The following is a 21,685-nucleotide window of genomic DNA, read 5'->3' as shown; positions in this document are numbered from 1 at the left end:
CTCAACATGATTACCCTCACCGACGATGAAGTTGCCCAAATTCGATCGCTCCTCACCGCATTGAGAGCCATCAAAGTTCGAGATATTGATAAAGCCCTCGTGATTTTGTCCAAAACCGATCGAGGAGTCCGCCCATGATTGTCCTGACCGATCAACAGGCGATCGTCCTTCATCAACGCCTCACCCGCATCCTGCTGAACGAAACCTACCGAATCTCAGACATCGAAGATGCTCTCGTCTGGACTTCTCCCGAAAACCGCCAAATCCTATGTCCCTTTGATTCCGTATGGTCAAGAAACTTGGCGCAGGAAATTGTCCGAGAACTGCGAAACCAGCCTTAGGAATGCAAATTAAATAAACTAAAGTTCTTGTGGGGTGGGCAGCGTTTCGACTGAGCGCTCAAGCCGAAGTCTTGCCTGCCCAATCAACACAGAATTAGGGATTTCGAGTATGAATCAAAGTATGAATCAAACCAATGCAGAACGAATTGAGTCTCTAAAAGCTGGAATTTTTGGAGCGATCGGAGCCGGGTTAGCGTTGGGTGGGCTGGAAGTTGTCGGGCTGATTGTGCGGCGGATGGGCGCAGGTGAACCGATCGCAAATTTATTTTCCAGGCATTCATTGTCCTGGGAATGGATTGGCCTAGTGCCAAGGGCGATCGTTTTATTCTCCGGGTTTCTGTTTGGAGTCACCTATCGCTATGTGATGCGACAAGACCAAAATCCGCAACTCAAAATGGGTGCGGTAATGGCCTTTGGGCTGGTGCGAGGGCTGGCTCATGTGGGTGAACTAGCTCAATGGGATGGCGTGCGATCGGGGATTCAGATTTTAGACAGCGTGTTGCTTTTCACTGGGGCGGGATTAGCGTTGGATTGGGCCCTGCGGCGCGGTTGGATCAAACCCTTTGATGCGTGACTGAAAACAGTTGCGGCTAAAACGGTTTACTCGGTTGATGAGAGAGGCAAAATCCGCACCCTGGATCGAGTCTCATCAACAGTAAAAGGAACCTCTACTTCTTCAACACGCCATGCAGCACTCGTCACGCCATCGAATTCATCCTACAAAAATTAGCTCAAACACTCCATCTGGCATGAGGGTACGTAAACACTTCAGGTATTCTTCAGCATCATTGCGTCGCCTGAACTGGGCAACCGTAATGGTCTGAGCATTGGGCAAACACCGAATGATACACCAGGGGCGAAGGCGATCGGCGTAGGACATTATCATCTCCTGATTGTGAATAAATGAGCAGCACGAAGCGAGGGATTGCCATCTCTGGTGAAAAACCTGGAGACACCAACCACTTGATGAGAAACTGATTAGCAAATGCTTTTGGGCAAGCAGTGAAATACTCCTGCCCGTTTTCAACTAGAGTTGTACAACTTGAGTTTAATATGACAACGGAGGACAGTCAATTAACTTTGGCAAAGTTGCGCGATCGGGCAGGATTGACGCAAAGGCAGCTAGCTGATGCGCTAGGTGTCACCATCACGACCATCAGCAATTGGGAGCGAGGCACAAAAGAGCCAACGATGAACTTTGCTCAGGTCAAGAAAATGACCGAAGTATTGCAATGCTCCCTGGATGAACTGGTTGAAGCCACCCAAAAACGATCGCTTTGATAGAAAAGAGCCTGAATCTAATCTTCATCCGTCATCAGCTCATCGATATCCTGCTGATACCAATCCTGTAACTCTTGCTTCTGACTACGGCGAGAGGGACGACGATACTTTTTGGTTTCCAGCTTGGGTTCTGTGTGGCGTTGTCCCGCTTCTCCCACCTTTACCTTAGTCGTCGATTCCGCATCCCTCATTTGTTCCAGGCTTTCCTGGTAGTGAATCGCTTCCTCTAAAAACATGAGATAGTAATCATACCGCTCCCAATCGCCCCGTACCGCACAGTTTGGCTCATCTCGATGCAGGCAATCACTGAACTGGCAGGAGTCTTCAGCGAGTCGCTGCCGCACCTCTGGGAAATAGCTCATTAGCTCCTCCGGCGTGCAGTCTAAGTCCGGTTGATTAAATCCAGGGGTATCCGCCAGCAGTCCACCCTGGGGTAGTTCAAACAGTTCCACATGGCGAGTCGTATGGCGACCGCGACCCAACTTGCCCGACACAGCTCCCACCCGCATTTCGGCGGCAGGAATCAGATGGTTGATCAGGCTAGACTTCCCCACCCCCGATGGCCCCGACACCACGGTAATCTGGTTTTGCAATCGCGCCTGCACTGCTTCCAGTCCCACCTGCTCATACACGCTGATAAATTCAGGATCGTAGCCCCATTCCTGCAAGCGATCGCCCCATTCTGACTGGGTTTCCTTTGTGACTAAATCAGCTTTGTTCAGGCAGAGACAAATTGAAAGTCCGGTGGACTCTGCCTTGACTAAAAAACGGCTGAGTTGGATTGGATCGAGGGTAGGTTCCTCCAGCGCAAACACCAGCAATAATTGATCGGCATTGGCGATCGGCGGTCGATCGAGTTCCGTTTGTCGGGGAAAGACCTGGGCAATGGCTCCCCGTTCTCCGGCCCAGTCGGGTTCTTCCACCCGTACCCGATCGCCCACCATCACCTGCTGCCCAACTTTCTTTAAGCGGGTTCGACGAGTGCAAAGTAAGGTAGCGGGAATGATCGATTGAGAATCTTGGCTAGCTACCTCAACGGCTGAGTCATGTAGCTTCACCCAGTAGTAATTGGCCTGCACTGCCAGAACGGTGCCCGTTAAGGATGAAGGGTCAACATTCAGCATTCCTCGGTTTCCGTGACAGGACGACGCACCAGCAATGCAAAAAACTCCGATCGATCATCGATCTGCTCAATGCCGTACCCTTCCATCCGCAGGCTATCCGGAACCTGCTCGATCGGTTCCCCTGGATCCAGCCAGACTTCCAGGAGCGCATTTGGCGGCATTTTTTCCAACCGCAGCTTCGTCCGCACAAAGTTCAGTGGGCAAGGCGTTCCCCGCAAATCCAGTTGGGCATCCGGCTGTAGCCCCGCTGTAGAATGACTCATCCCCGGAATAGCCCCCCTAAAAAACCGCCCCCCTTACTCAGTCGATCGCCTCGAATCTGAGCTAATTTCTCTAATAATTCTCGCTCTTCGTGGGTAACGCGAGTGGGGATATCAATTTGAATCGTCACCAGATGATCCCCCCGGCTGGCGGGATTCCCCAGGCGCGGCACGCCATGATTTTCTAGAGTATGTACCGTATTGGGCTGTGTTCCAGGGGCGATGGTGACTTCAACCGGGCCATCGACTGTGTCTACTGGAATGCGATCGCCCAGGATGGCTTGCAGATAGCTAATTTTCACTTCAGACAGGATATTAATTCCATCCCGCTGGAATTCGGTATCTTCATTAACAAACAGGTAAACGTACAGATCGCCGGATGGGCCGCCTCGCTGACCCGCATCCCCTTCACCAGAAACCCGCAGTCGCGTTCCGTTATCTACCCCAGCCGGAATCTGAATCTTCAGCTCTTTGGCTTCCTGCTTTTGCCCACTACCACCACAAACATCGCACTTGTCTTCAATCACCTGCCCATTGCCATTACAGGTGGGACAGGTGGACACCTGGGTAAAGCTGCCAAAGGGGGTTCGGGTGGCGCGGCGAACCTGCCCTACCCCATTACAGGTGGAACAGACCCTCGGTTGAGTTCCGGGTTTCGCGCCCGTGCCCGTGCAGGCCGTGCAGGTTTCCAGATGGCTAATGCGGATCTTTTTCTCACCGCCAAAGATCGCTTCCCGGAAGTCCAGCTTCAGATCCAGACGCAGATCATCACCACGAACGGGGCCCGCCCTGCGCCGAGCCGTTTGCTGACCGACTCCGCTAAAGCCGCTGAAAAAGCTTTCAAAGATATCGGCAAAACCGCCCATATCAAAGTCCTGATATCCGGCTCCAGCCCCAGAGCTAACCCCCGCCTCACCAAAGCGATCGAACCGGGCGCGTGTCTCCGGATCCGAAAGAATCTCATAGGCCCGGCTAATTTCCTTAAACCGATCCTCTGCTCCTGGGTCTTTATTGACATCAGGATGATATTTACGAGCTAATCGCCGATATGCCCGTTTAATTTCCTCCTTGTCTGCACTACGAGAGACACCAAGGATATCGTAATAATCTGCCATAGAGCGGTTTTGAGGATAGTGAAAGGGGGTCGAGGTAAGTAGAACTCTAAGTAATCGTAGCCGATCGCCGGAATTTTGCGACCACTACTCCATCCTAAACTAACCCGATCGTCTGTAGGAATTTCGGAAATCCGATCCTCTCCCTAATCGACTGCCTCATAATCCGCCGTGATCGTTTCATCATTGGTAAATTCGCTGCCCATATCCATATCGTCCATGGCGGCCGTTTCCGGAGTGGCAAACCCATTCTGTTCCCAGGGAGCGGCATACTCATGGGTGGGGGAAGCATCGGTGGTGTAGGAGGCATAGTCACTATCGTTCTGGGACTGCTTGTAGACCGACTCACCGATCGTAAGCAGGGTTTGCTGGAGTGCGTCAATGTGCTGTCGCAAGACCTCTGGCATAATGGCCCGATCGACCATGGCCGCCTTCAGAGCTGTCACCCGTTGAACTACCATCGCCTTCAGATCTTCGGTGATAAAGCTGGCATTATCCCGCATCGTGGACTCATAGCTGTAGAGCAGGGTATCTGCCTGGTTCCGCAGCGATACGAGCTGTTTCCGCCGTTCATCCTCATCGGCATACAGTTCTGCTTCTTGCCGCATCCGTTCCACTTCCGAGTCGCTCAAACCACCCGTATTGGAGATTTGAATGCTTTGCTCTCGCCCGGTTCCCTTGTCCCGTGCTGCCACCTTCAGGATGCCATTGGCATCAATTTCAAAGGACACCTCAATCTGCGGGATACCTCTCGGTGCAGGCGGAATGCCGGTCAGTTGGAACTTACCTAAACTTTTGTTGTCTTTGGCGAGGGCCCGTTCTCCCTGGAGGACGTGGATTTCCACTGAGGTTTGCCCATCGGTAGCCGTTGAGAAAGTTTGGTTTCTGCTGCTGGGGATCGTGGTGTTACGATCGATAATCCGGGTAAAGACTTCGCCCAGGGTTTCGATGCCCAGGGAGAGCGGAGTCACGTCTAATAGCAACAGGTCTTTAACTTCACCGCCGAGTACTCCAGCCTGAATGGCTGCGCCCAGAGCTACTGCCTCATCGGGGTTGACCGAGCGATCGGGGGGTTTGCCACCGAAGTGAGCTTTGATGGCCTCCTGAACCGCCGGAATCCGCGTGGAACCACCCACCAGGATAATGCGATCGATCTGCTCTGGAGTCAGGTTACAGTCCGAAAGAGCCTGGGACACGGGTTCGATCGTCGCCTGGATTAAATGCTGGGTTAATTCTTCCAGCTTGGCCCGCGTTAGCTCAATTTCCAGGTGCTTGGGGCCCGTTTCATCTGCCGTGATAAAGGGCAGGTTAATCGAAGTTGTCAGCATAGTAGAAAGCTCGATCTTGGCTTTCTCTGCCGCTTCCCGCAGCCGTTGCAGGGCCATCTTGTCCGTTGAAAGATCAATGCTTTCCTGCTCACGGAAATTATCAATCAGCCAGCGCACCAGCACGTTATCAAAGTCATCACCGCCCAGGTGGTTGTTCCCTGAAGTCGCCTTGACTTCAAACACCCCATCTCCAAGCTGCAAGATGGAGACATCAAATGTGCCTCCGCCCAGGTCAAATACCAGAATTCGCTGGTCTTGATCCTGCTTATCTAACCCGTAGGACAGGGCGGCTGCGGTCGGCTCGTTGATAATGCGGAGGACTTCTAATCCGGCGATCGTGCCTGCATCTTTGGTGGCTTGCCGTTGGGCATCGGTAAAGTAAGCGGGAACCGTAATCACAGCCTGCGTCACAGACTGTCCTAAATAGGTTTCCGCATCCTGCTTCAGCTTTTGCAAAATCATGGCAGAAACTTCCTGGGGCGTATAGGTGCGTCCCCGGATCTGGACATCTACCGTATCGTCTTTGCCCTTGACGCAGTTGTAAGTGACTCGACCGCGCTCTTCCTCCGTATCATTCCAGCGACGACCGATAAATCGCTTAATGCTAAATACGGTATTTTCTGCATTTGTAACAGCTTGTCGTTTAGCGAGTTGCCCAACCAGGCGTTCTCCCGTTTTGCCAAATCCAACAATACTGGGTGTGGTTCGTCCACCCTCAGAATTGGTGATGACAACGGGTTTACCACCTTCGAGGACGGCAACACAGCTATTTGTCGTGCCCAGATCGATGCCAATGACTTTTCCCATAATTATGCGGCTATGTATACGGTTCAAATAAATGAGCGCATACCGACGGGTGAATCTCGCTTCATTTCTAGCTCAGTATTCCGCATTTTTTCGGGAATACGATCAGTTTTATTCAAAATGTTTATAAAGCGACCCTGTAACCCGGTTCGTTCGCTCTATTTTGACTCCCGTGGCGAGTACCACAAGGGATTACAGTTTGCTCAAACATATTTCTCAAACATAACAGCAAGGGTACTGCAATCGGGGAAATTCGCATCTTCCTCGCCGCAGTACCCATCAGAAAATAATTTATTTCTCGCTAACTATATCCAACCTTCATAAATTTGGGCTTCATGAAGGCGATCGATATGAAGACGATCGGTGCCTGAGTGCTATTCTGCCTCTCCCGCTTCGTCTGAGTCTCCGCCGATCGGAGCGGTGGCCACCTTAACCATGGCATGGCGCAGGACAATATCGCCTAGAATGTAACCTCGCCGCAGTTCTTCAGTGATGGTTCCCTCAGGATACTCATTGGTTTCTTCCCGCATGACGGCTTCATGCAGTCCGGGATCAAATTCTTCCCCTTCCACCCGCATGGGGGCAACGCCAATTTTCTTGAGGCGATCGACGAAATCTTTGTAAATCCCCTGATAACTTTTGTGGATCACCGTCTCCTCTTCAGTTTGGGGTTTAATTTGCGATCGGGCCCGCTCGAAGTTATCTACCACCGAGAGCAATTCTTTGATGGTTGCGCCCTTAACCTGCTGCTCCTGATCTTCTTTCTCTTTCTGAGTCCGTTTGCGGTAGTTCTCGAAATCTGCGGCCAGGCGCATATATTGACTATTGCGATCTTCGAGCTGGGCTTTGAGGGCTTCAATGCGCTGGTTTAGCTCTGCAACTTCGGGTTGCAGCGTCGTTTCCGTAGTTTCTGCGGCGGGCTGAGATGCAGGTTGGTCTGGGCTGAGGTCGAACGGCTCAACATCTGCATCTAGCAATTCTGCTTCAGCCGCTACAGGCTCTTGTTCTGGAGGGACGGGAATGCCCTCTTGCGTTACGTCCATATCGTTTTGTTGATTTGATTCAGCAGACATTGGTTCATTTTCCATTTGCTCTACCGTCTCGGAGAATTGAGTCTCTGATTCCTGAGCGTTTTCTTGCCGTTTCTCTTCGTCCATAGCTCAAACTATTCTGCCCTAATTTCTATCAAACCTGATCACCAAAAGTGCCAGAAAGTACCAGAAAAATCACCTTAGATGACTTTTACTCCTAATATTCCTTGAGTTTTAGCAATCTGCGGTAGTCTAACATCTAGCCTTACCGTATCTTGCGATGCATACTCTGGTCTGCATGCTCCGATATACCAATTCACTGGCATACTGACTCAAGATATTTTTAATCTTATCGAGATTGCCACCCCGTACACTCGTTTGGCAGTGTGAGGAAATCCCCACATGACACTTTTATACTGTTTGAGCAATTGACTGACCGGGTACTATCCCACCAGGAAACCCTGTCCGATGGTTCAGCCCGATCGTTTTCGCCAATTCAGGAGCTTTCTGTGCCCACACTATTTAATTCTGTGTCTTTGCTGGCAAAACCGCTTAGATTACTGTTTATGTCTACTCCGGTAGGTGCGTTGGGATCAGGTCTGGGGGGAGGGGTGGAGCTAACCCTCAAAAATATTGCCCAGGAGCTAATACAGCGAGGTCATACGGTGCAGATCGTCGCGCCGGAAAGATCTGTGATGCCTGAACTATCAATCATCCCTATCCCTGGAACGGTTCAAACCACAGCCCAAACTCAGGGACGGGATGCACCGATTACCCTGCCCAATCAGTCAGTTTTGGGAAATATGTGGGATCATGCCCGTCGATATCAGCAGGACTATGATGTGCTGATTAATTTTGCCTACGATTGGCTACCCTTTTACCTGACTCCATTTTTCACCCGCCCGATCGCCCATCTGGTCAGTATGGGATCGTTAACGGATGCGATGGATAGCATGATTGAGCAAACGCTGGTACGGTTTCCTGGGACTCTGGCGGTTCATAGCCGCGCGCAAGCGGAGACTTTCTCAGGGGGCGATCGCTTTCGCTGTGTCAAGAATGGGCTGGATTTGTCCCTGTATCAATTCTGTCCAGAGCCAGAGAATGTTTTGGGTTGGGTGGGGCGAATTGCGCCAGAGAAAGGAATTGAAGACGCGATCGGGGCGGCTCGTCGAGCTGGACGATTGTTAAAGATCTGGGGAGCAATGCCGGATCCGGACTACTGGCAGCAGGTTTGCGATCGGTATCCAGGGGGCGGATTTTGCTATGAGGGCTTTCTGGACACGCAGGCGTTGCAGGCGGAATTGGGCAAATGTCAGGGATTAATAATGACTCCGAAGTGGGTGGAAGCGTTTGGTAATGTGGCGATCGAAGCATTGGCCTGCGGGGTTCCGGTGATCGCCTATGAACGAGGTGGTCCATCGGAAATTGTTCAAGACGGCAAAACGGGATGGCTGGTGGAACCGGATCGGGTGGATGGGTTGGTCGCAGCGATTCATCAGTTGGACTTGATCGATCGTTATACCTGCCGTCAACAAGCTGAAGCGGAGTATTCGATGCAGGCAATGGGCGATCGGATGGAGGCGTGGTTGGCAGAGATATTGATGAAACACGGGTAGTGTTTAGTGAACTGCTCTTACTCGGACGGATGAGGCGTTAGATGGATGGGTGCAGTGAGTTTTGCTGCCAGGAGGCTGGATTGGTGGCAATGTATTGGCGAATGTTGTGTAATGTGGTTTCGTTGCGGATAATGTGCTAGTAGTAGTTGCGCTGCCAGATGGGCGTACCAGGTGTTTTGCGAATCTGGTTGATTTGCTTGGTGGAAACGGTCTTGAATGCCCCAATTAACCGTCCTAATGATTTGATTTGGGTGGGATCGTCTGGTGGTTGTGGGGGGTTCGATGGTTGTGGGGTGGTGTCCAGGGTGGGGGTGGTGTCCAATGGTTGTGGTGCGGTGTCCAGGGTAGGGGCGGTTCGCGAACCGCCCCTACGGGGTGTGTCGGTGATGACCAAAATTCCGTGAAAATGATTGGGCATGACGATCCATTCGTCCAATTCGATGTAGGAATGTTGAATGGCCAACCATTGCCATGCATTCGCCACCACCTGACCCAATTGATTCAACTGCATTTCTTCATCCACAATTTCCCCAAACCAGCAAAGCCGATCGCACGTACAAATGGTGATGAAATAGGCTCCTGAACTGGAATAATCGTATCCTTTGAGGCGGATCGATCGTCTGTGGTGAAGATTGGGGTTGTATGGCATGGGTGGGGGGTGCGATCGGTTGTGTTCAGGATGCCCAATCCGTTTGTATCATTCCCAATATCGAATTCCCCGCGACGGGTAGGGGCGAAGCGTTTGCATCAATACGGCTGAGATTGACCGAAACGTTAATTGGCAAATGCTTCGCCCGTACGGGATGTGTCGGGAGATCGCTTCGCGCGAAGAAGTGTAAAGCATAAAAGTTAAAAAGTGTAAAGAGTTATGAAGTCCTGGCAGACAGAACAACCCGAAAGCCGATGTCGAACCGATAGAGCGGTAAGAGCCAGATACGAGCCGCAGAACGACAGATCCTGGGGGCGTTGTTCCAAGAACCACCGCGCAGGAGCCGTCGATCGCTCTTCCCACGTCGATCGTTCGTTGGCGGTACTCTCCGGCAGAAAGAAATCTCGCACCAGTTGATTAGTATGGGCAGGTTTGAGCTGCTTCACCACGCAGAAAGGCTTGCTGAGTTTTTCCAAATCCCTGGCTTTGTAGGTTTCGCCAAAGGCTCCTTCGCCCAGTTTCCCTAGAATTTCGTAGCGTCCCCTGAGGGCTTGCCCGGTTAGCATGATGCGATCGATTCTTGCAACCTGCCCCCTAATCTAACCGAAGCAGGATGAAAAGTAAAAAGGGATGCCTGGAGCTGACTCTGGGCGTGAGGGCGATCGAACTTTCTTCAGCTAACTTCGTATACTAAGAAATACATCTATAGCGTCCAACCGCACATCATGATTAACGGCATCAAGCAGCATGGGGTTGTGGGCAAAAATGGCAGGATTGAGATTGAGTCTGAACTGCCAGAAGGAACAACAGTCGAAATCATTGTTCTGGTTGAACCCGCAGCCTCCTCCATGTCTGATGAAACCAATTATCTGCTCTCCACAGAAGCGAATCGGCAACAGTTGTTAGAGGCGATCGAATCTGCCAATGCTCCAGAAAATCTGGTGGTGATGTCGCCAGAGGAGTGGAATGAGAAATATCGCCTTTGAGCGCAAAGCGTTTGAGCAGTTTAACTTTGTTGCTGAAGCTGTTGTACTTCTTCGATCGATAGTCCGGTTCCACGGGCAACAATTTCGATCGATACTCCATCTCGTAGTAAATTCGTAGCAATTTCTCTTTGCTTTCTCGCCTCCCCTCGTGCCTCTGCCTCTTGCTGAATTGAGCGATAGATCACAGATTCCTGCATGATATCCCTCCGCAGTAGCCGATAAATGATGTCTTGCTCTAATCTTATCCTAGCGAGAATTGCTGAAGCGGCTGCCAGATTGGCTTGCATTATGGGGTCTGAAATTTGATTCACCCTTTGAGCCACCTGTCTGAGGGTTGCTTCTGCGTCTGCGTTTTGCCCTAAAACTGCGAAGGGAAGCAGTCCAGGATACTGAAGAAAATTCTCAGCAGGTTGCTCCCATAGACAAACGGCATCGAACTCATGGCGAGTCCGTTCTAGCGTGAAGTGGTTTTTCCGAATCAGGGCTGATTCAGTGGGCTGAAGGTACACAACGACCTGGCGCATAGTTGTGTCGGGATAGCGTCTGTACACCCGCACTCGATAATCCAACATGCGGAATGGGATATCCCGTTTCGGACGAGTTTGGAATTCCAGGTGTAAAACGGACTCATCCGACTTCAGCAGAATCAAGGCATCAGCTCGAATCGGGTCGAGGGAGAGTTCGGAAGGTTTGAGTTCTGTAAGGAGAATTGGCTTTCCCAGGAGCCAACGGGCAAAATCGGCAGAGAAGTTTTCAGCAAGAAAGCGGCAGGTGTCATCGTACATGGAGACATTGTATGACTTTGGTGCGGTGTCCAGGGTAGGGGCGATAACTCCTTCGGAGAAGATCAGGGTTGTATAGCATGGGGGAGAGCCAAAGTGTTGAGCGATCGCTGCATAACGCTTTTACGCGCTCCAGGTAGTTTGGGGCGACTAAATTTAACCTGTCCAAAGTGCAAATACCGCTGGCTCTGGACTCCAAAATAATCATTTCAGCTTGTTTCTATGGGCAGTCAAATAGAAAAGCTTAGTGGAATAGAAAACTCAGTGCCGCATCCCGATCGAGCAGTGGGCTGTTCTCCGCTTCATCCATCGCTCGACTTAAACAGTAGTCCTCAATCCTTTCGACAATCTCTTCAGTAGACAGATCCTCTTGAGGAAATAGCTGTTTCCATAGCTCGATCGGAATCACCACCGCTTTGGGTTGACCGGCTTTATCCGTTAAGTATTCCACTTCAAACTGGGGTTGCATGGAGCTAAAGTTGAACTGAATGGGCCGATCGTAGCTCAAGCGATCGCCTTACCACAACGGTGCCGCAACACTCATCACTACTTCTTGTCGCTTGGGGGAGGGATTTTATTTTGTGCTTCTGCTTCCTTCACGGCAAGCTCAACCACAAATGCCGCTAAATTGGCAGTGGGTCTACCCTCCGCCTCCGCCCATCGCTCCAAGGCATAAAACACAGAGTCCGGTAATGTCAAATTAACTCGTTTGCTCACGATCGCGTGTGCTTGGTTTCCGCCTCCATCGTACATTTCCGTGCCTCAAAGTAAGCAAAAGTGCTTTATTGGTAACATATTAGTGCTTTTTTAGTGTTATATTGAAAATACGCGAAAACCAAAAGCCAGCCCTCCCAAGTTTCTCAGGCTCCGGGGGACTGGCTCTGGTTCCACATTTTTATGGAGACAATTTAATTATGACCTATCGAGAACGCCTGAATCACTGGGCGGTGATTCGTCTGCTGCCCAATTGTCAACGGGTGGTGGTCGATCGCTTTCGCAGTCGATCGGATGCGGAGGGTCACGCTCAGGCGATGCGGCGATTAGTGACCGATGGAGAGTTTATTGTGGTGTTTGATCCGGTTGGGTCTGATGTGGAAGCAGGCGATCGAAATTCCTGATTTGTCCGGTTAGAGGGCCATTTGAATGGCATTTATTTAAGAATAACGTCAACCCAATTCGGTTAAATTTCTACCTTTTTCCGGGCTTTTTAGTGAAGATATGGTGATTGCGAGTCTATTCCTGCTCTTTCCCAAAAAATGTCCGTAATTGGGCGACAAATTTAGATAAGAGAAGTAGACCATCAATAAACTTTACACATGAATATTTCCTCACACCGGACACGCCGCCAGGTTCTTCAACTTCTCACGGGGACTGCCGGTAGCCTTGCGCTAAACGCCTGCGTTCGTGCTCCTCGCATTGCTGCCACCTCAGCAGCATCCGACCTTGCTACTTTCTCTTTTGGATTTCCGCTATGGACGGGTAATTTGCCGTTTTTTGTCGCAAAAGAAAAGGGGTTTTTTGAAGAAGTCGGGTTGTCCGTCAATGCCAGGGATTTTGATGCAATCGCAGAAGCCTTTCCGGCATTTAATGCAAATCAATTCCAGGGTATTGCCCCAGCAAGCTCAGAGGTGGTTTCGCTATTTGCAGAAGGTTCACCCGGACGGTTAGTAACCGTTATGGGAATTTCTGTAGGGGCAGATGTCATTATGGCCCGAAACAGCGTTGCCAGTGTTGCTGATTTTAAGGGTAAGCAAATTGCAGTCCAAAAAGGCGGAATTGGACATTTTTTTGTGCTGCAAGCTCTGGCAGAAGCTGGTTTGTCTGAAACGGATGTGACAATTCTCAATATTGATCCGATTACAGCAGCAAAAGCCTATGAAGTCGGAAATGTAGAAATTGCCTACTCCTATCCTCCGTTTTCTAGCGGAGCGATCGCAGCTCAACCGGATGGACGCATTATATATGACTCATCGACCAGCACCCTGGTGTTAGCAGATACCTATTTTGTCAGCACAGGTGCGATAGAGAACGAGCCACAAACTATAGAGGCATTTTTAACCGGAATTTTTAAAGGGGTGGAATTCTACAACACCAATCCCGATGAAGCGATCGCCATCACTGCCAGGCAGTTGAGAATGCGTCCCCAGGAGGTACGAGAGCAACTCGAAGTGATTCGCTTTCCGACGTTGCAAATGAATATGGATATGTTAACTAACCCTCAGAGCGATCGTTATTTGCTAGATACATTAACGGTTTTTGCCAACTTTTTAGAAGAACAAAAGCTGATTGATGCCATTCCAAATTTACCTGAGCTGGTTGAACCCAGATTTGTGCAAGCTCTGAGTGACAGGGCTTGATTTTTCCTCAGGATATATAGACTCCATAGCTGGCAGGGTCTTGGCATTGCCAGGGCCCTATCGCCAGATGGAAGGACATCGATTAAATTCTCGTTATGACACAACCGATCGAATTTGGCGGGCAAGGTATCGCTGAAATAGCCAGATTGGCATTTCCAGGTGGCTCAGGGTCCAGGAGAATAGAAGTCCGAATTTAATCCTCGTTGCATCGCAGTGCAAACTTCCATATCTTCTAGATGAAATCGCTGTAATCCTTCGATCGTTTGTTTTAGCTTCTGTTCATAGTCATCTAACTGTTTGCTTTCTGGCGTGACAAGTAGTGTCGTATGCAAAGTCATTTTGCCTGGAGCTTGAGGTATCAGGAAATACCAATAAACCTGATCCGGCCCAATAAACAGGAGAAAATCGGGATTGCCCAGATAAACAGCGTATTCGTAATGATCTTCCGGCTTCAAGGTGTGGGGTGGATAGAAAGTTTCGATCGACTGACCGGACTTAATCTGTTCCACCAGATGGTTTGCCAGAGGTAGATGACACACCCCATAATTGAGCGTTTCAGCTTCCGTCCAGGTGCCTGCGGCGGGCATCAGTGGCTCAAAGGTTTTGTGATGAGCGCCCATGTGGTGGTACGGTTCCATAAAGTTTTCCACCAGGAGCTTCCAGTTGAAGTCACACTCCCACCGCAAATTGGCTACCATTTCCATTTCTGCCAGGTTCCAGCGTTCCACATGGGGCAGTAGCCCAGCATAATGGTGGCTCACTGGCTCCAGGGAAGGGTTGAAGGTAATGAAAATAAATCCTTCCCAAATTTCCGTCCGAAACCGATGGAGACAGATCTCCTTGGCGTTGAACCCTTCATTTTGCTGCATGTGGGGCGCACCCAAAAGCTGCCCGTCCAGGCCATAGCTCCAGTGGTGATAGGGACAAAGAAAACTTCGACGATTGCCTTCAGGCGGATGTCCATACTCGGCGGGCATCATATCCATCGCCCGATGCACACACACCCGCGAAAGGACATTCACATTGCCATCCTGCCCGCGAACTACCGTCATCGGTTCGTTGAACAGATCAAAATTCATGTAATCGCCTGGCCGGGGAATCTGTGAGATATGCCCAACGCAAAGCCACTGCTGCTTGAAAATATGTTCAACTTCCCAATTGTAAAAGTCGGGATCGGTATAAGCCGTTGCCGGAAGGGCGATCGCCTGTTCAAACGGACGCTCTGCCACAGCCAGAATGCTTTGCTGAATCTGGCGCAATCGATCGCGGTCAATGGAGTCCAGGGTAGGGGTGGGCATAGAAATTCAGTTGATTTTTCCAAACGACGACGCAAGATTCTGAGTAAGGACGAACCAACATTCGCCCTCACCCTATAACCGATCGACCTTCAAGCGATCGGATTGCAAATGGGCTATGAGTAAAGATTTTCTAGAAAAGATGTATCGGTCACTGCCTCAGTTGATACGGTTTTTTCAATCAAATTTTGACCCAACCAGATCTCTTGAGCCGCCGGAAAGACCTCGAAGTATTGTCCCGCTTCTCCATTCAAGCCAAAGTAGGAAACATTTTCGTCATAGTCGGAAAACTTTGTGCCCTTCAACATTTCAGCTAACTCTTGCTCATCTACACCTAAACCCCGCGCCATGATTGCATTCGACGGTTCGGGATTTTCTTCCCAGTATGCCACCGCATCAAACCAGGCCTTCAGCACTCCTTTGACCGCCTCTGGGTTCGACTGGGCATAGTCCGAGTTCACCGTCAGCAGATCCAGCAGCAGCCCCAATTGTTCGCGGCTGGTCAGCAAAATCTTGCCATTCTCTTTTTCAGCAACGCTCTGGCTCACATACGGTTCCCAGGTGACGGCTGCATCTGCCTGATTGCCCGCAAAGGTGACGGCTGCATCGCCTGCCGTTGGGACATATCTAATCTGGACATCGTCTGGAGTGAGTCCTTCGCGTTCCAAAAGATAGAGCAAAAAGAAGTGAGATGGCGATCCCTGTTCAACGGCGATCGACTTACCACGCAAATCGGCAATACCAGAAACATCCTGCGTCGTAATGATGCCATCTGCCCCATAGGAGTCGTTCAGCTTCATGATGCAGGTAGCAGGAATACCCTGGGCTGCCTCAATGGCGAACATATCTAAAGTAGAAATCGAGAATTGAACGGTTTGATTGGCCAAGGCCGTCCGACGAGAGGCAGAGTCTTCAATGGTCAAAATCTCGGCATTCAGTCCGTATTGCTCAAAAAATCCCTGCTCTTTGGCAATGAAAAAAGGGCCGTAACCGACCCAGGTGAGAATAGCAATTTTAATATCTTCTAATGACCCAGCTTGCCCAGACGATGAGCTTGTGGTTTGCCGATTGGTACAGGCAGCGATCGTGAAGGCTGCCCCTGCGGTCGTGGTGTACTTAAGAAACTTCCGACGCTTCACTGGACAATCCCTCCCAGGTAGGATGCAAACTCTCACATATAACTACCACAGCGGAGCAGGATTTTCAACGCGAGCACGTTTTGGGGATGCCTTTTGCCCAGTAGTTCTGCTAGTTCTGCTAGTTCTACGATATTGTTCTAATTCTGAGGATGTTTGATCCGGTTGGTCTGATGCGGGAAAAGGCGATCGAATTTTTTTAGCCAACTTCGTATACTTAGGGTTATGGATTAAATCCCCTGTGCAGTAGTTTTGCCGTGTGGACTGGGTTGTTCTGTTTTTTGAACTGATTGGGTTAGATGCCCACCCCACCGGATATGTCAGATGCCCGCCCTGATGTGTTGCCTGGTCGAACGAGTCAATCCCTTGTTTATACTTTACCAACCGCATAACTCAGCCGCATGACCATTGAACCAGATTTTCAACCTGCTGCGCTAAAACCTTCCCCGCTTAAAACGTTAGTTGTAGAAGATGATCCGGTTATGCGGATGGGATTGGTTGATTTTTTTGAGAGCCACCCGTCGATACAGGTGATTGGACAAGCAACGAATGGGTATGCTGCCTGCGATCGGGCCCTTCAGCTTCGTCCAGATCTGGTGATTATGGATATTGGGCTACCCGAATTAGATGGGATTGCTGCGACAAAGGAAATCAAGTCAAAGCTGCCGGAGGTGCGGGTGATGATGCTCACTTCCCATACCGCAGAGCATGAAATGGTGGCGGCTCTTTCTAGCGGTGCCGATGCCTATTGCGTGAAGGGAACTAGCCTAGAGCGGTTAATGCTGGCGATTCAGTGTGTGCAGGAAGGTGCGATTTATCTAGATCCTCGGATTGGACGGCAAATTTTGAAAAGCTTGAATCCGCGTTTACCTTCAGAACCGATCGCCCCCCTATCCCAACGAGAGCTAGAGGTGCTCAAGTTGTTGGTTGAGGGGAAAAGTAATCCAGAAATTGCCGCAGCGTTATATCTCAGCGTGGGCACGGTGAAAACCCATATTCGCAGCATTATGAACAAACTGGCAGTAGACGATCGGGTTCAGGCGGCAGTGGTCGCTTTGCGATCGGGGCTGGTATGAGCGACAAGAGGAACAGTAAACCAGAAGGTTGAACCCATCCCTACTTCACTGCTTACATGAATCTGTCCACCGTGGGCTGCAATAATTTGGCGGCAAAGATACAACCCCATACCCAACCCAGGAGAATGGCGAGTTTGAGGATTCCGCCAGTAAAGTTCAAACAAATGACGACATTGTTCCGGGGGAATTCCAGATCCATTATCTTGGACGCTACAGCGCACCATCCATTTCTCTGCAATTGCCGAATGGTTTGGCTTATTCTGTTTGGGGCGATGCGGTTTTAATTTGAGTCCTTTTCGGGATGCAGTACAGATCACGTCAGCATTCAAAACCAGGTGAATTTTGCCTGGATTATGTTTCACAGCATTGGAAATCAGGTTGCTGAAGACGCGGGCAAGTTGGGTGCGATCGGCATCAACGGCAGGCAGGTTATCGCTGATGTGGTTAGTAATGGTTGCCTGATGTTCCTTCAGGAATTCTTCTAAATCAAATAGGACATCCTCTACAAGGGGGGCAAGCGGTAAGGGTGCAGGCTGAAGGATCAGGTCTTGCGTTTCGTTGCGATGGATTTCTAACAGAGATTGAACTAACTGAAGCTGGCGAGCATTCCCTGCTAATAACTGTTCTAACTTTGGCGCAGATACCATCACATTATTATCTGCATCTCGATCGCGTCTTAAGAGATTTTGCAAGACGATCGATGTGCCAATGAGTGGATTTTGTAAATCATGGGTGACGGCATGGAGAAACATTTGCAAATGTTTGCGCGATTCAAACTCCGATCGTTGTAATCGTTCATACAACGCGACTGCAAGGCAGCAAATTAGACAAGTCCAAAAGATGTTGAAAATGTTTAAGCCAACTGAAGCAACGGTGAGGGTTTCATCAAAATTACCAGGCTCTATTCCAGCCAAAATTAGAAATAACCCTGCACAAAAATAGAACCCCATTGACATCACTTGAGACAGCAGATGCAGCCGCCAATGCACGGGCACTAAAACCGCTTGCATGAAGAAAATGTATTCCCAGGCGGGACGCGCTATCGCACTCCAACCTAAAAAAACAATTTGAGGAACCAGGGTCATTGACCAGGAAATTGCCAGAAATAACAAAGCAGGAAAACGACGACTCCATCTCGTTCGTTGCAAGACTGGGCAAAGGGAAAGAAACCCCATTGCTACCCAGTGAACTTGTACAATTCGCCGAGAGTACGTTTGCCATTCCTCAATCATCTCTGGAGAGAAGGGGGACTGCTCTGGAAAGGTTGGGGGTTCGGGGTAGTGGTGAACAAAGACCACTAAAAGTAGGACTGCTGTTAAAAACAACGGCAGACTAATCCACATGTAGAGCCGCGATCGCTTGATCAGAAATTGATGTCGCCAAATGAGATAATCGATCGACTCACCAGACGGACGAACCAGCCACTTGAACCAAGCCCAGCATTTGCCAGCAAGCTGCTTAATCAAGGCTTTCTCCTTTACATTTTCGCGGGTTGAGGGAAAGACGATCGCTTCGAGAAAAACTCAGATTCTTTAAATTATCCTGCGATAAAAATCCTCCACATCTACCGACTGGCCAGAACGATCGACCGATTAGGAAACAGCCGATCGTCCAGCACACTAGACCGATGCAAAGATCAGTAAACCACCCCTAGAGTAGAGCCAAGCAAATTTTATGCCATCCATTCTCTACTCAAACCAGGTCATGGATTTATGGTTGTTACTGTTAAGCATCCCGATGAATACATTGTTCCGGTCGGAAAATTTAGCGGTGTTGGGCTAATTCAATCTGCACCGAAAGGTACCCAAGAATTTCAGCCTGCTGCAACAGGGACGCTCCTTCCTACGGGTCGTCATGTACTCACCGCAGCCCATGTTTTCTCATCAGATGGATTGAGCGACAATCGGAATGAAGATTTTGCTGTCACCTTTACCTTACCGAATAGAAAAGTCACCATTCCGGTGAGCAAAACGATTCATTATCCAGGAGCCATCTTTAACGGGCCCGACATTGGAATTTTACAATTGGCTCAAGAAGCTCCGCGTGGGGTGAAGCGGTATGAGCTTTATCGCAAAGATGATGAAGTGGGCAAAGTTTTCCTCAAGGTTGGTTATGGTGACACAGGAACCGGAGAGACGGGAGCCACTAGTTTTGACGGTCAAAAACGGGCGGGCTTCAACCGCTTTGAGTCCACTGGGGAACTGTTTGCGGATGCCTCCATTCCGGTTCCATTTGTCCCAAATATTGAAGAATTTGGTCAGACTCGACTATTTTTTGACTTTGATAACGGCAAGCCAGAAAATGATGCCTTTGGGGTTCACTTTGGTCTTAATGATTTGGGTTTGGGCGATCGAGAAATCAACACTGCTCCGGGCGACTCAGGCAGTCCGGCTTTCATTGATGGCAAGATTGCTGGAGTCACAGAATCAGGGTTTAGCGATCACTTACTTTTTCCCAGTGGGCAAACCACTGATGTAACGGTTGCCGATAATTTAACCGATTTCCTCAGTATTGTGTTCTCCGAGCCGCTTGAGCAAATAATTAATGCCAATCCGAAAGATGTGACTGTCAGACCTGAATTGGCTGGAGGAGTGAGTGGCTATCCTTTGTTGTCTTCCCTGTCCACTGATTCCAGCTTTGGTGAGTTTTCAGTTGAAGCTCGTGTGTCATCGGTTGCCAACTGGATTGATGAGGCCCTCAAATTTGAGCAGGCTAACCCAATTCGGGGTACATCTGGCGATGACACGCTGCGGGGAACCAGGGGAAATGACCTCTTGCTGGGTAGAGGGGGAAACGATGTTTTAGTGGGTCGGGCTGGCGATGATGTGCTGCTTGGGGGACGGGGGCGTAATCGGTTGCAGGGTGGTTCAGGGCGCAATTCTTTCTGGCTCGATCGTCGGGGGTTTTCGGTGATTCGAGATTTCACGAAAGGCAACGATGTCATTGTATTCAAAAATTTTGTTATGGCAGACACAATGCTCATTCAAAGAGGACGCAACACTGTGATCCAGGTGGGCGATCGGATTGTGGCTCGGCTGAATGGCATCGAATCCGGCTCTTTAACCGTTGATTCCAGCAATGTTTTGCTGTCCTAGCGGCGTACAGAAACTTGTTGTGTCCAATCCTGTTTAATCTTCAACCCTTGCAGCACTTATTGAGGTGAGCAACGTGAACGATCGTCTGTCTATTAACCTCCCAAAATGGTGGAAACGCAGCCAACCAAGCTTACTTGTGCTTGGATTACTTCTGATCAGTCAAACCAGACTTGTTGCCCAGGAAAATAGCAGTGCCGCCGCCGATCGGTTTTATGAAGCAAGCATGCAACTGCTGGAAGAGAACACTGCGGAATCACGCCGACAGGCCTTCGAGAATCTTGAGCAAGCAAGGCAGCTTTTTGAAGCCGCAGATCATCAGGGTGGAGTGGCAAATACCCTCCTTAACTTAGGCAAAGTTTTTTATCTCTCTGGCGATTGGGAACAGTCGATCGTCTACCTCAATCAAGCTTTACCGTTATTTCAGGCATTGGGCGATCGCCAGGGAGAAGCTAGCACGTTCAACGGCATGGGAGTAACATCCTTTGATGCAGGAGAAATAGAACAAGCCCTGGATTATTTTCATCAGGCGTTGTCATTGCGAAGAGCGCTGGGCGATCGGGAAGGGGAAGCCACAGTGCTCAATAATATCGGCGGGATCTACTCTGCCTTAGAACAGTGGGAACAGGCGCAGGACACCTTCTACCAGTCATTGCAAACCAGTCGGGATACGGACGATCGGGCAGGAGAGGCAACCGCGCTCTACAATTTGGGCGTTCTTGCCGACCAGCAAAACCAGCCAGAGCAAGCATTGTCCTACTACCATCAAGCTTTACCCCTGAAGCAGGAAACTGGCGATCGATCGGGGCAGGCGTATACGCTCCTCAATATTGGGGCAACCCATTACCAGCTAGAACACTTTGAGCAGGCATTGGCTTATCTTCATCAAGCCTTACCGCTGTTTCGGGAGATTGGCGATTTACAAGGGGAAGCGATCACGCTGAATAATATTGACCTCATTCTCCAAGCAATACAGGAAGTTGCCATTCATTCTGGAGGCTTCTGATGTCTGATCTAAAAAGCTGGAAATTTATCACACTGATGGTTTCCACTCTTCTCATGAGCCTATCACTGGCGGTTTTGTCCAATCATTGGGCAATTATTGCTGCTGTTATTGGGGTAATCCTCACGCTCTGGTCGATCGGTTTGTATGGCGGATTGCCTTTCCTCAGGCAAAGCCCAAATAAAATGGTTTTGTTTTTTGTCCATGCCATTGGGTTATGGCTGGTGCTGGGCGGCATTAGTCTAATTTTGACTCAACGAGACTGGGGGCTGGGGGGTATTGGTGTTTTTTGTGGTGTCAATGTACTGTTTGGCGTGACGCAAGAATAAGCCCTGTCTCCAGAGTTGGGGAATTTAGGGAGTGAGTGCAGTACTGCTAGATCCTGCACCGATCGCGAGATTAAGTCAGCAAA

Annotated in this window: 26 protein-coding genes; 12 read left to right on the top strand and 14 right to left on the bottom strand. The window is 49.9% G+C overall.

Features of this window, described 5'->3' with window-relative positions:
- The first annotated feature begins 6 nt into the window (after positions 1-6).
- From ACM1PF_RS13360 to ACM1PF_RS13350, 3 genes are all read left to right on the top strand, one after another.
- A complete protein-coding gene (locus ACM1PF_RS13360; RefSeq protein ID WP_416675261.1) occupies positions 7-138 on the top strand; it encodes a hypothetical protein in 132 nt (43 codons plus the stop codon).
- On the top strand, positions 135-341 hold the full coding sequence (locus ACM1PF_RS13355) for a hypothetical protein (protein WP_416675258.1): 207 nt from the start codon (positions 135-137) through the stop codon (positions 339-341). Before ACM1PF_RS13360 ends, ACM1PF_RS13355 begins: the two co-directional genes overlap by 4 nt.
- Before the next feature lie 121 nt (positions 342-462).
- A complete protein-coding gene (locus tag ACM1PF_RS13350) occupies positions 463-915 on the top strand; it encodes a hypothetical protein (RefSeq protein WP_416675255.1) in 453 nt (150 codons plus the stop codon).
- A gap of 138 nt (positions 916-1,053) precedes the next feature.
- Here ACM1PF_RS13350 and ACM1PF_RS13345 read toward each other — a convergent pair whose 3' ends face one another.
- Entirely contained in the window at positions 1,054-1,221 is a 168-nt protein-coding gene (locus ACM1PF_RS13345; protein ID WP_416675252.1) for a hypothetical protein, read from the bottom strand.
- A gap of 173 nt (positions 1,222-1,394) precedes the next feature.
- Here ACM1PF_RS13345 and ACM1PF_RS13340 point away from each other — a divergent pair, with 173 nt between their 5' ends.
- Complete coding sequence (locus tag ACM1PF_RS13340; protein ID WP_416675250.1) at positions 1,395-1,622, top strand: helix-turn-helix domain-containing protein; 228 nt, start codon at positions 1,395-1,397, stop codon at positions 1,620-1,622.
- Positions 1,623-1,639: 17 nt separating this feature from the next.
- Here the strand turns inward: ACM1PF_RS13340 and rsgA are convergent, their stop codons facing one another.
- From rsgA to grpE, 5 genes are all read right to left on the bottom strand, one after another.
- Positions 1,640-2,746, bottom strand: coding sequence for a small ribosomal subunit biogenesis GTPase RsgA (gene rsgA / locus ACM1PF_RS13335; RefSeq protein ID WP_416675248.1), 1,107 nt, complete (start codon positions 2,744-2,746; stop codon positions 1,640-1,642).
- On the bottom strand, positions 2,740-3,009 hold the full coding sequence (locus ACM1PF_RS13330; RefSeq protein WP_416675245.1) for a sulfurtransferase TusA family protein: 270 nt from the start codon (positions 3,007-3,009) through the stop codon (positions 2,740-2,742). The genes rsgA and ACM1PF_RS13330 overlap by 7 nt, the downstream gene beginning before the upstream one ends.
- Entirely contained in the window at positions 3,006-4,121 is a 1,116-nt protein-coding gene (gene dnaJ, locus ACM1PF_RS13325; RefSeq protein ID WP_416675242.1) for a molecular chaperone DnaJ, read from the bottom strand. The genes ACM1PF_RS13330 and dnaJ overlap by 4 nt, the downstream gene beginning before the upstream one ends.
- A 143-nt stretch (positions 4,122-4,264) precedes the next feature.
- Positions 4,265-6,253: a molecular chaperone DnaK gene (dnaK, locus tag ACM1PF_RS13320; protein ID WP_416675239.1), complete on the bottom strand. Its 1,989-nt coding sequence runs from the start codon at positions 6,251-6,253 to the stop codon at positions 4,265-4,267.
- 371 nt (positions 6,254-6,624) lie between these two features.
- Positions 6,625-7,407: a nucleotide exchange factor GrpE gene (gene grpE / locus ACM1PF_RS13315; protein WP_416675236.1), complete on the bottom strand. Its 783-nt coding sequence runs from the start codon at positions 7,405-7,407 to the stop codon at positions 6,625-6,627.
- 440 nt (positions 7,408-7,847) lie between these two features.
- Between grpE and ACM1PF_RS13310 the strand changes: the two genes are divergently transcribed.
- On the top strand, positions 7,848-8,897 hold the full coding sequence (locus ACM1PF_RS13310; protein ID WP_416676643.1) for a glycosyltransferase family 4 protein: 1,050 nt from the start codon (positions 7,848-7,850) through the stop codon (positions 8,895-8,897).
- A gap of 136 nt (positions 8,898-9,033) precedes the next feature.
- Here the strand turns inward: ACM1PF_RS13310 and ACM1PF_RS13305 are convergent, their stop codons facing one another.
- Together ACM1PF_RS13305 and ACM1PF_RS13300 are read right to left on the bottom strand one after the other, a co-directional pair.
- Positions 9,034-9,546, bottom strand: coding sequence for a transposase (locus ACM1PF_RS13305; RefSeq protein WP_416675233.1), 513 nt, complete (start codon positions 9,544-9,546; stop codon positions 9,034-9,036).
- Between the two features lie 200 nt (positions 9,547-9,746).
- Positions 9,747-10,112: a hypothetical protein gene (locus ACM1PF_RS13300; RefSeq protein WP_416675230.1), complete on the bottom strand. Its 366-nt coding sequence runs from the start codon at positions 10,110-10,112 to the stop codon at positions 9,747-9,749.
- Positions 10,113-10,271: 159 nt separating this feature from the next.
- Between ACM1PF_RS13300 and ACM1PF_RS13295 the strand changes: the two genes are divergently transcribed.
- Entirely contained in the window at positions 10,272-10,532 is a 261-nt protein-coding gene (locus ACM1PF_RS13295; RefSeq protein WP_416675227.1) for a hypothetical protein, read from the top strand.
- Between the two features lie 20 nt (positions 10,533-10,552).
- Here the strand turns inward: ACM1PF_RS13295 and ACM1PF_RS13290 are convergent, their stop codons facing one another.
- The 3 genes from ACM1PF_RS13290 to ACM1PF_RS13280 all read right to left on the bottom strand — a co-directional run bounded on the left by ACM1PF_RS13290 (position 10,553) and on the right by ACM1PF_RS13280 (position 12,067).
- On the bottom strand, positions 10,553-11,317 hold the full coding sequence (locus tag ACM1PF_RS13290; protein ID WP_416675224.1) for an Rpn family recombination-promoting nuclease/putative transposase: 765 nt from the start codon (positions 11,315-11,317) through the stop codon (positions 10,553-10,555).
- A gap of 241 nt (positions 11,318-11,558) precedes the next feature.
- The gene (locus ACM1PF_RS13285; protein ID WP_416676642.1) at positions 11,559-11,783 is read right to left on the bottom strand and encodes a hypothetical protein; all 225 of its coding nucleotides are present in this window, start codon (positions 11,781-11,783) and stop codon (positions 11,559-11,561) included.
- A 77-nt stretch (positions 11,784-11,860) separates the two neighbouring features.
- Positions 11,861-12,067 carry a ribbon-helix-helix domain-containing protein gene (locus tag ACM1PF_RS13280; protein ID WP_416675221.1) on the bottom strand — a complete coding sequence of 69 codons (207 nt, stop codon included), beginning with the start codon at positions 12,065-12,067 and terminating at the stop codon, positions 11,861-11,863.
- Positions 12,068-12,228: 161 nt separating this feature from the next.
- Between ACM1PF_RS13280 and ACM1PF_RS13275 the strand changes: the two genes are divergently transcribed.
- Together ACM1PF_RS13275 and ACM1PF_RS13270 are read left to right on the top strand one after the other, a co-directional pair.
- Entirely contained in the window at positions 12,229-12,432 is a 204-nt protein-coding gene (locus tag ACM1PF_RS13275) for a hypothetical protein (RefSeq protein ID WP_416675219.1), read from the top strand.
- A 198-nt stretch (positions 12,433-12,630) separates the two neighbouring features.
- On the top strand, positions 12,631-13,671 hold the full coding sequence (locus tag ACM1PF_RS13270; RefSeq protein WP_416675216.1) for an ABC transporter substrate-binding protein: 1,041 nt from the start codon (positions 12,631-12,633) through the stop codon (positions 13,669-13,671).
- A gap of 164 nt (positions 13,672-13,835) precedes the next feature.
- On the opposite strand, the gene ACM1PF_RS13265 is transcribed toward ACM1PF_RS13270, so the two are convergent.
- Positions 13,836-14,969, bottom strand: a complete 1,134-nt coding sequence (locus ACM1PF_RS13265) for an aromatic ring-hydroxylating oxygenase subunit alpha (RefSeq protein WP_416675213.1) — start codon at positions 14,967-14,969, stop codon at positions 13,836-13,838.
- A gap of 113 nt (positions 14,970-15,082) precedes the next feature.
- Positions 15,083-16,105, bottom strand: a complete 1,023-nt coding sequence (locus ACM1PF_RS13260) for an ABC transporter substrate-binding protein (protein ID WP_416675211.1) — start codon at positions 16,103-16,105, stop codon at positions 15,083-15,085.
- Positions 16,106-16,503: 398 nt separating this feature from the next.
- Between ACM1PF_RS13260 and ACM1PF_RS13255 the strand changes: the two genes are divergently transcribed.
- The gene (locus tag ACM1PF_RS13255; RefSeq protein ID WP_416675209.1) at positions 16,504-17,178 is read left to right on the top strand and encodes a response regulator; all 675 of its coding nucleotides are present in this window, start codon (positions 16,504-16,506) and stop codon (positions 17,176-17,178) included.
- On the opposite strand, the gene ACM1PF_RS13250 is transcribed toward ACM1PF_RS13255, so the two are convergent.
- On the bottom strand, positions 17,139-18,644 hold the full coding sequence (locus ACM1PF_RS13250; RefSeq protein WP_416675206.1) for a sensor histidine kinase: 1,506 nt from the start codon (positions 18,642-18,644) through the stop codon (positions 17,139-17,141). The two genes, ACM1PF_RS13255 and ACM1PF_RS13250, sit on opposite strands and share 40 nt — an antisense overlap.
- 246 nt (positions 18,645-18,890) lie before the next feature.
- Here ACM1PF_RS13250 and ACM1PF_RS13245 point away from each other — a divergent pair, with 246 nt between their 5' ends.
- The 3 genes from ACM1PF_RS13245 to ACM1PF_RS13235 all read left to right on the top strand — a co-directional run bounded on the left by ACM1PF_RS13245 (position 18,891) and on the right by ACM1PF_RS13235 (position 21,602).
- On the top strand, positions 18,891-20,273 hold the full coding sequence (locus ACM1PF_RS13245) for a trypsin-like serine protease (RefSeq protein WP_416675203.1): 1,383 nt from the start codon (positions 18,891-18,893) through the stop codon (positions 20,271-20,273).
- Between the two features lie 73 nt (positions 20,274-20,346).
- A complete protein-coding gene (locus ACM1PF_RS13240; RefSeq protein WP_416675200.1) occupies positions 20,347-21,276 on the top strand; it encodes a tetratricopeptide repeat protein in 930 nt (309 codons plus the stop codon).
- Complete coding sequence (locus ACM1PF_RS13235) at positions 21,276-21,602, top strand: hypothetical protein (RefSeq protein ID WP_416675198.1); 327 nt, start codon at positions 21,276-21,278, stop codon at positions 21,600-21,602. The genes ACM1PF_RS13240 and ACM1PF_RS13235 overlap by 1 nt, the downstream gene beginning before the upstream one ends.
- Positions 21,603-21,685: the final 83 nt, after the last annotated feature.

Origin of the sequence: Egbenema bharatensis FJBBOT/2019 (assembly GCF_048077055.1) — a bacterium.
Classification (GTDB): domain Bacteria; phylum Cyanobacteriota; class Cyanobacteriia; order Elainellales; family Elainellaceae; genus Egbenema; species Egbenema bharatensis.
Note: the sequence above shows the minus strand (reverse complement) of the source record. Positions and strands in the feature narration are given on the sequence as shown.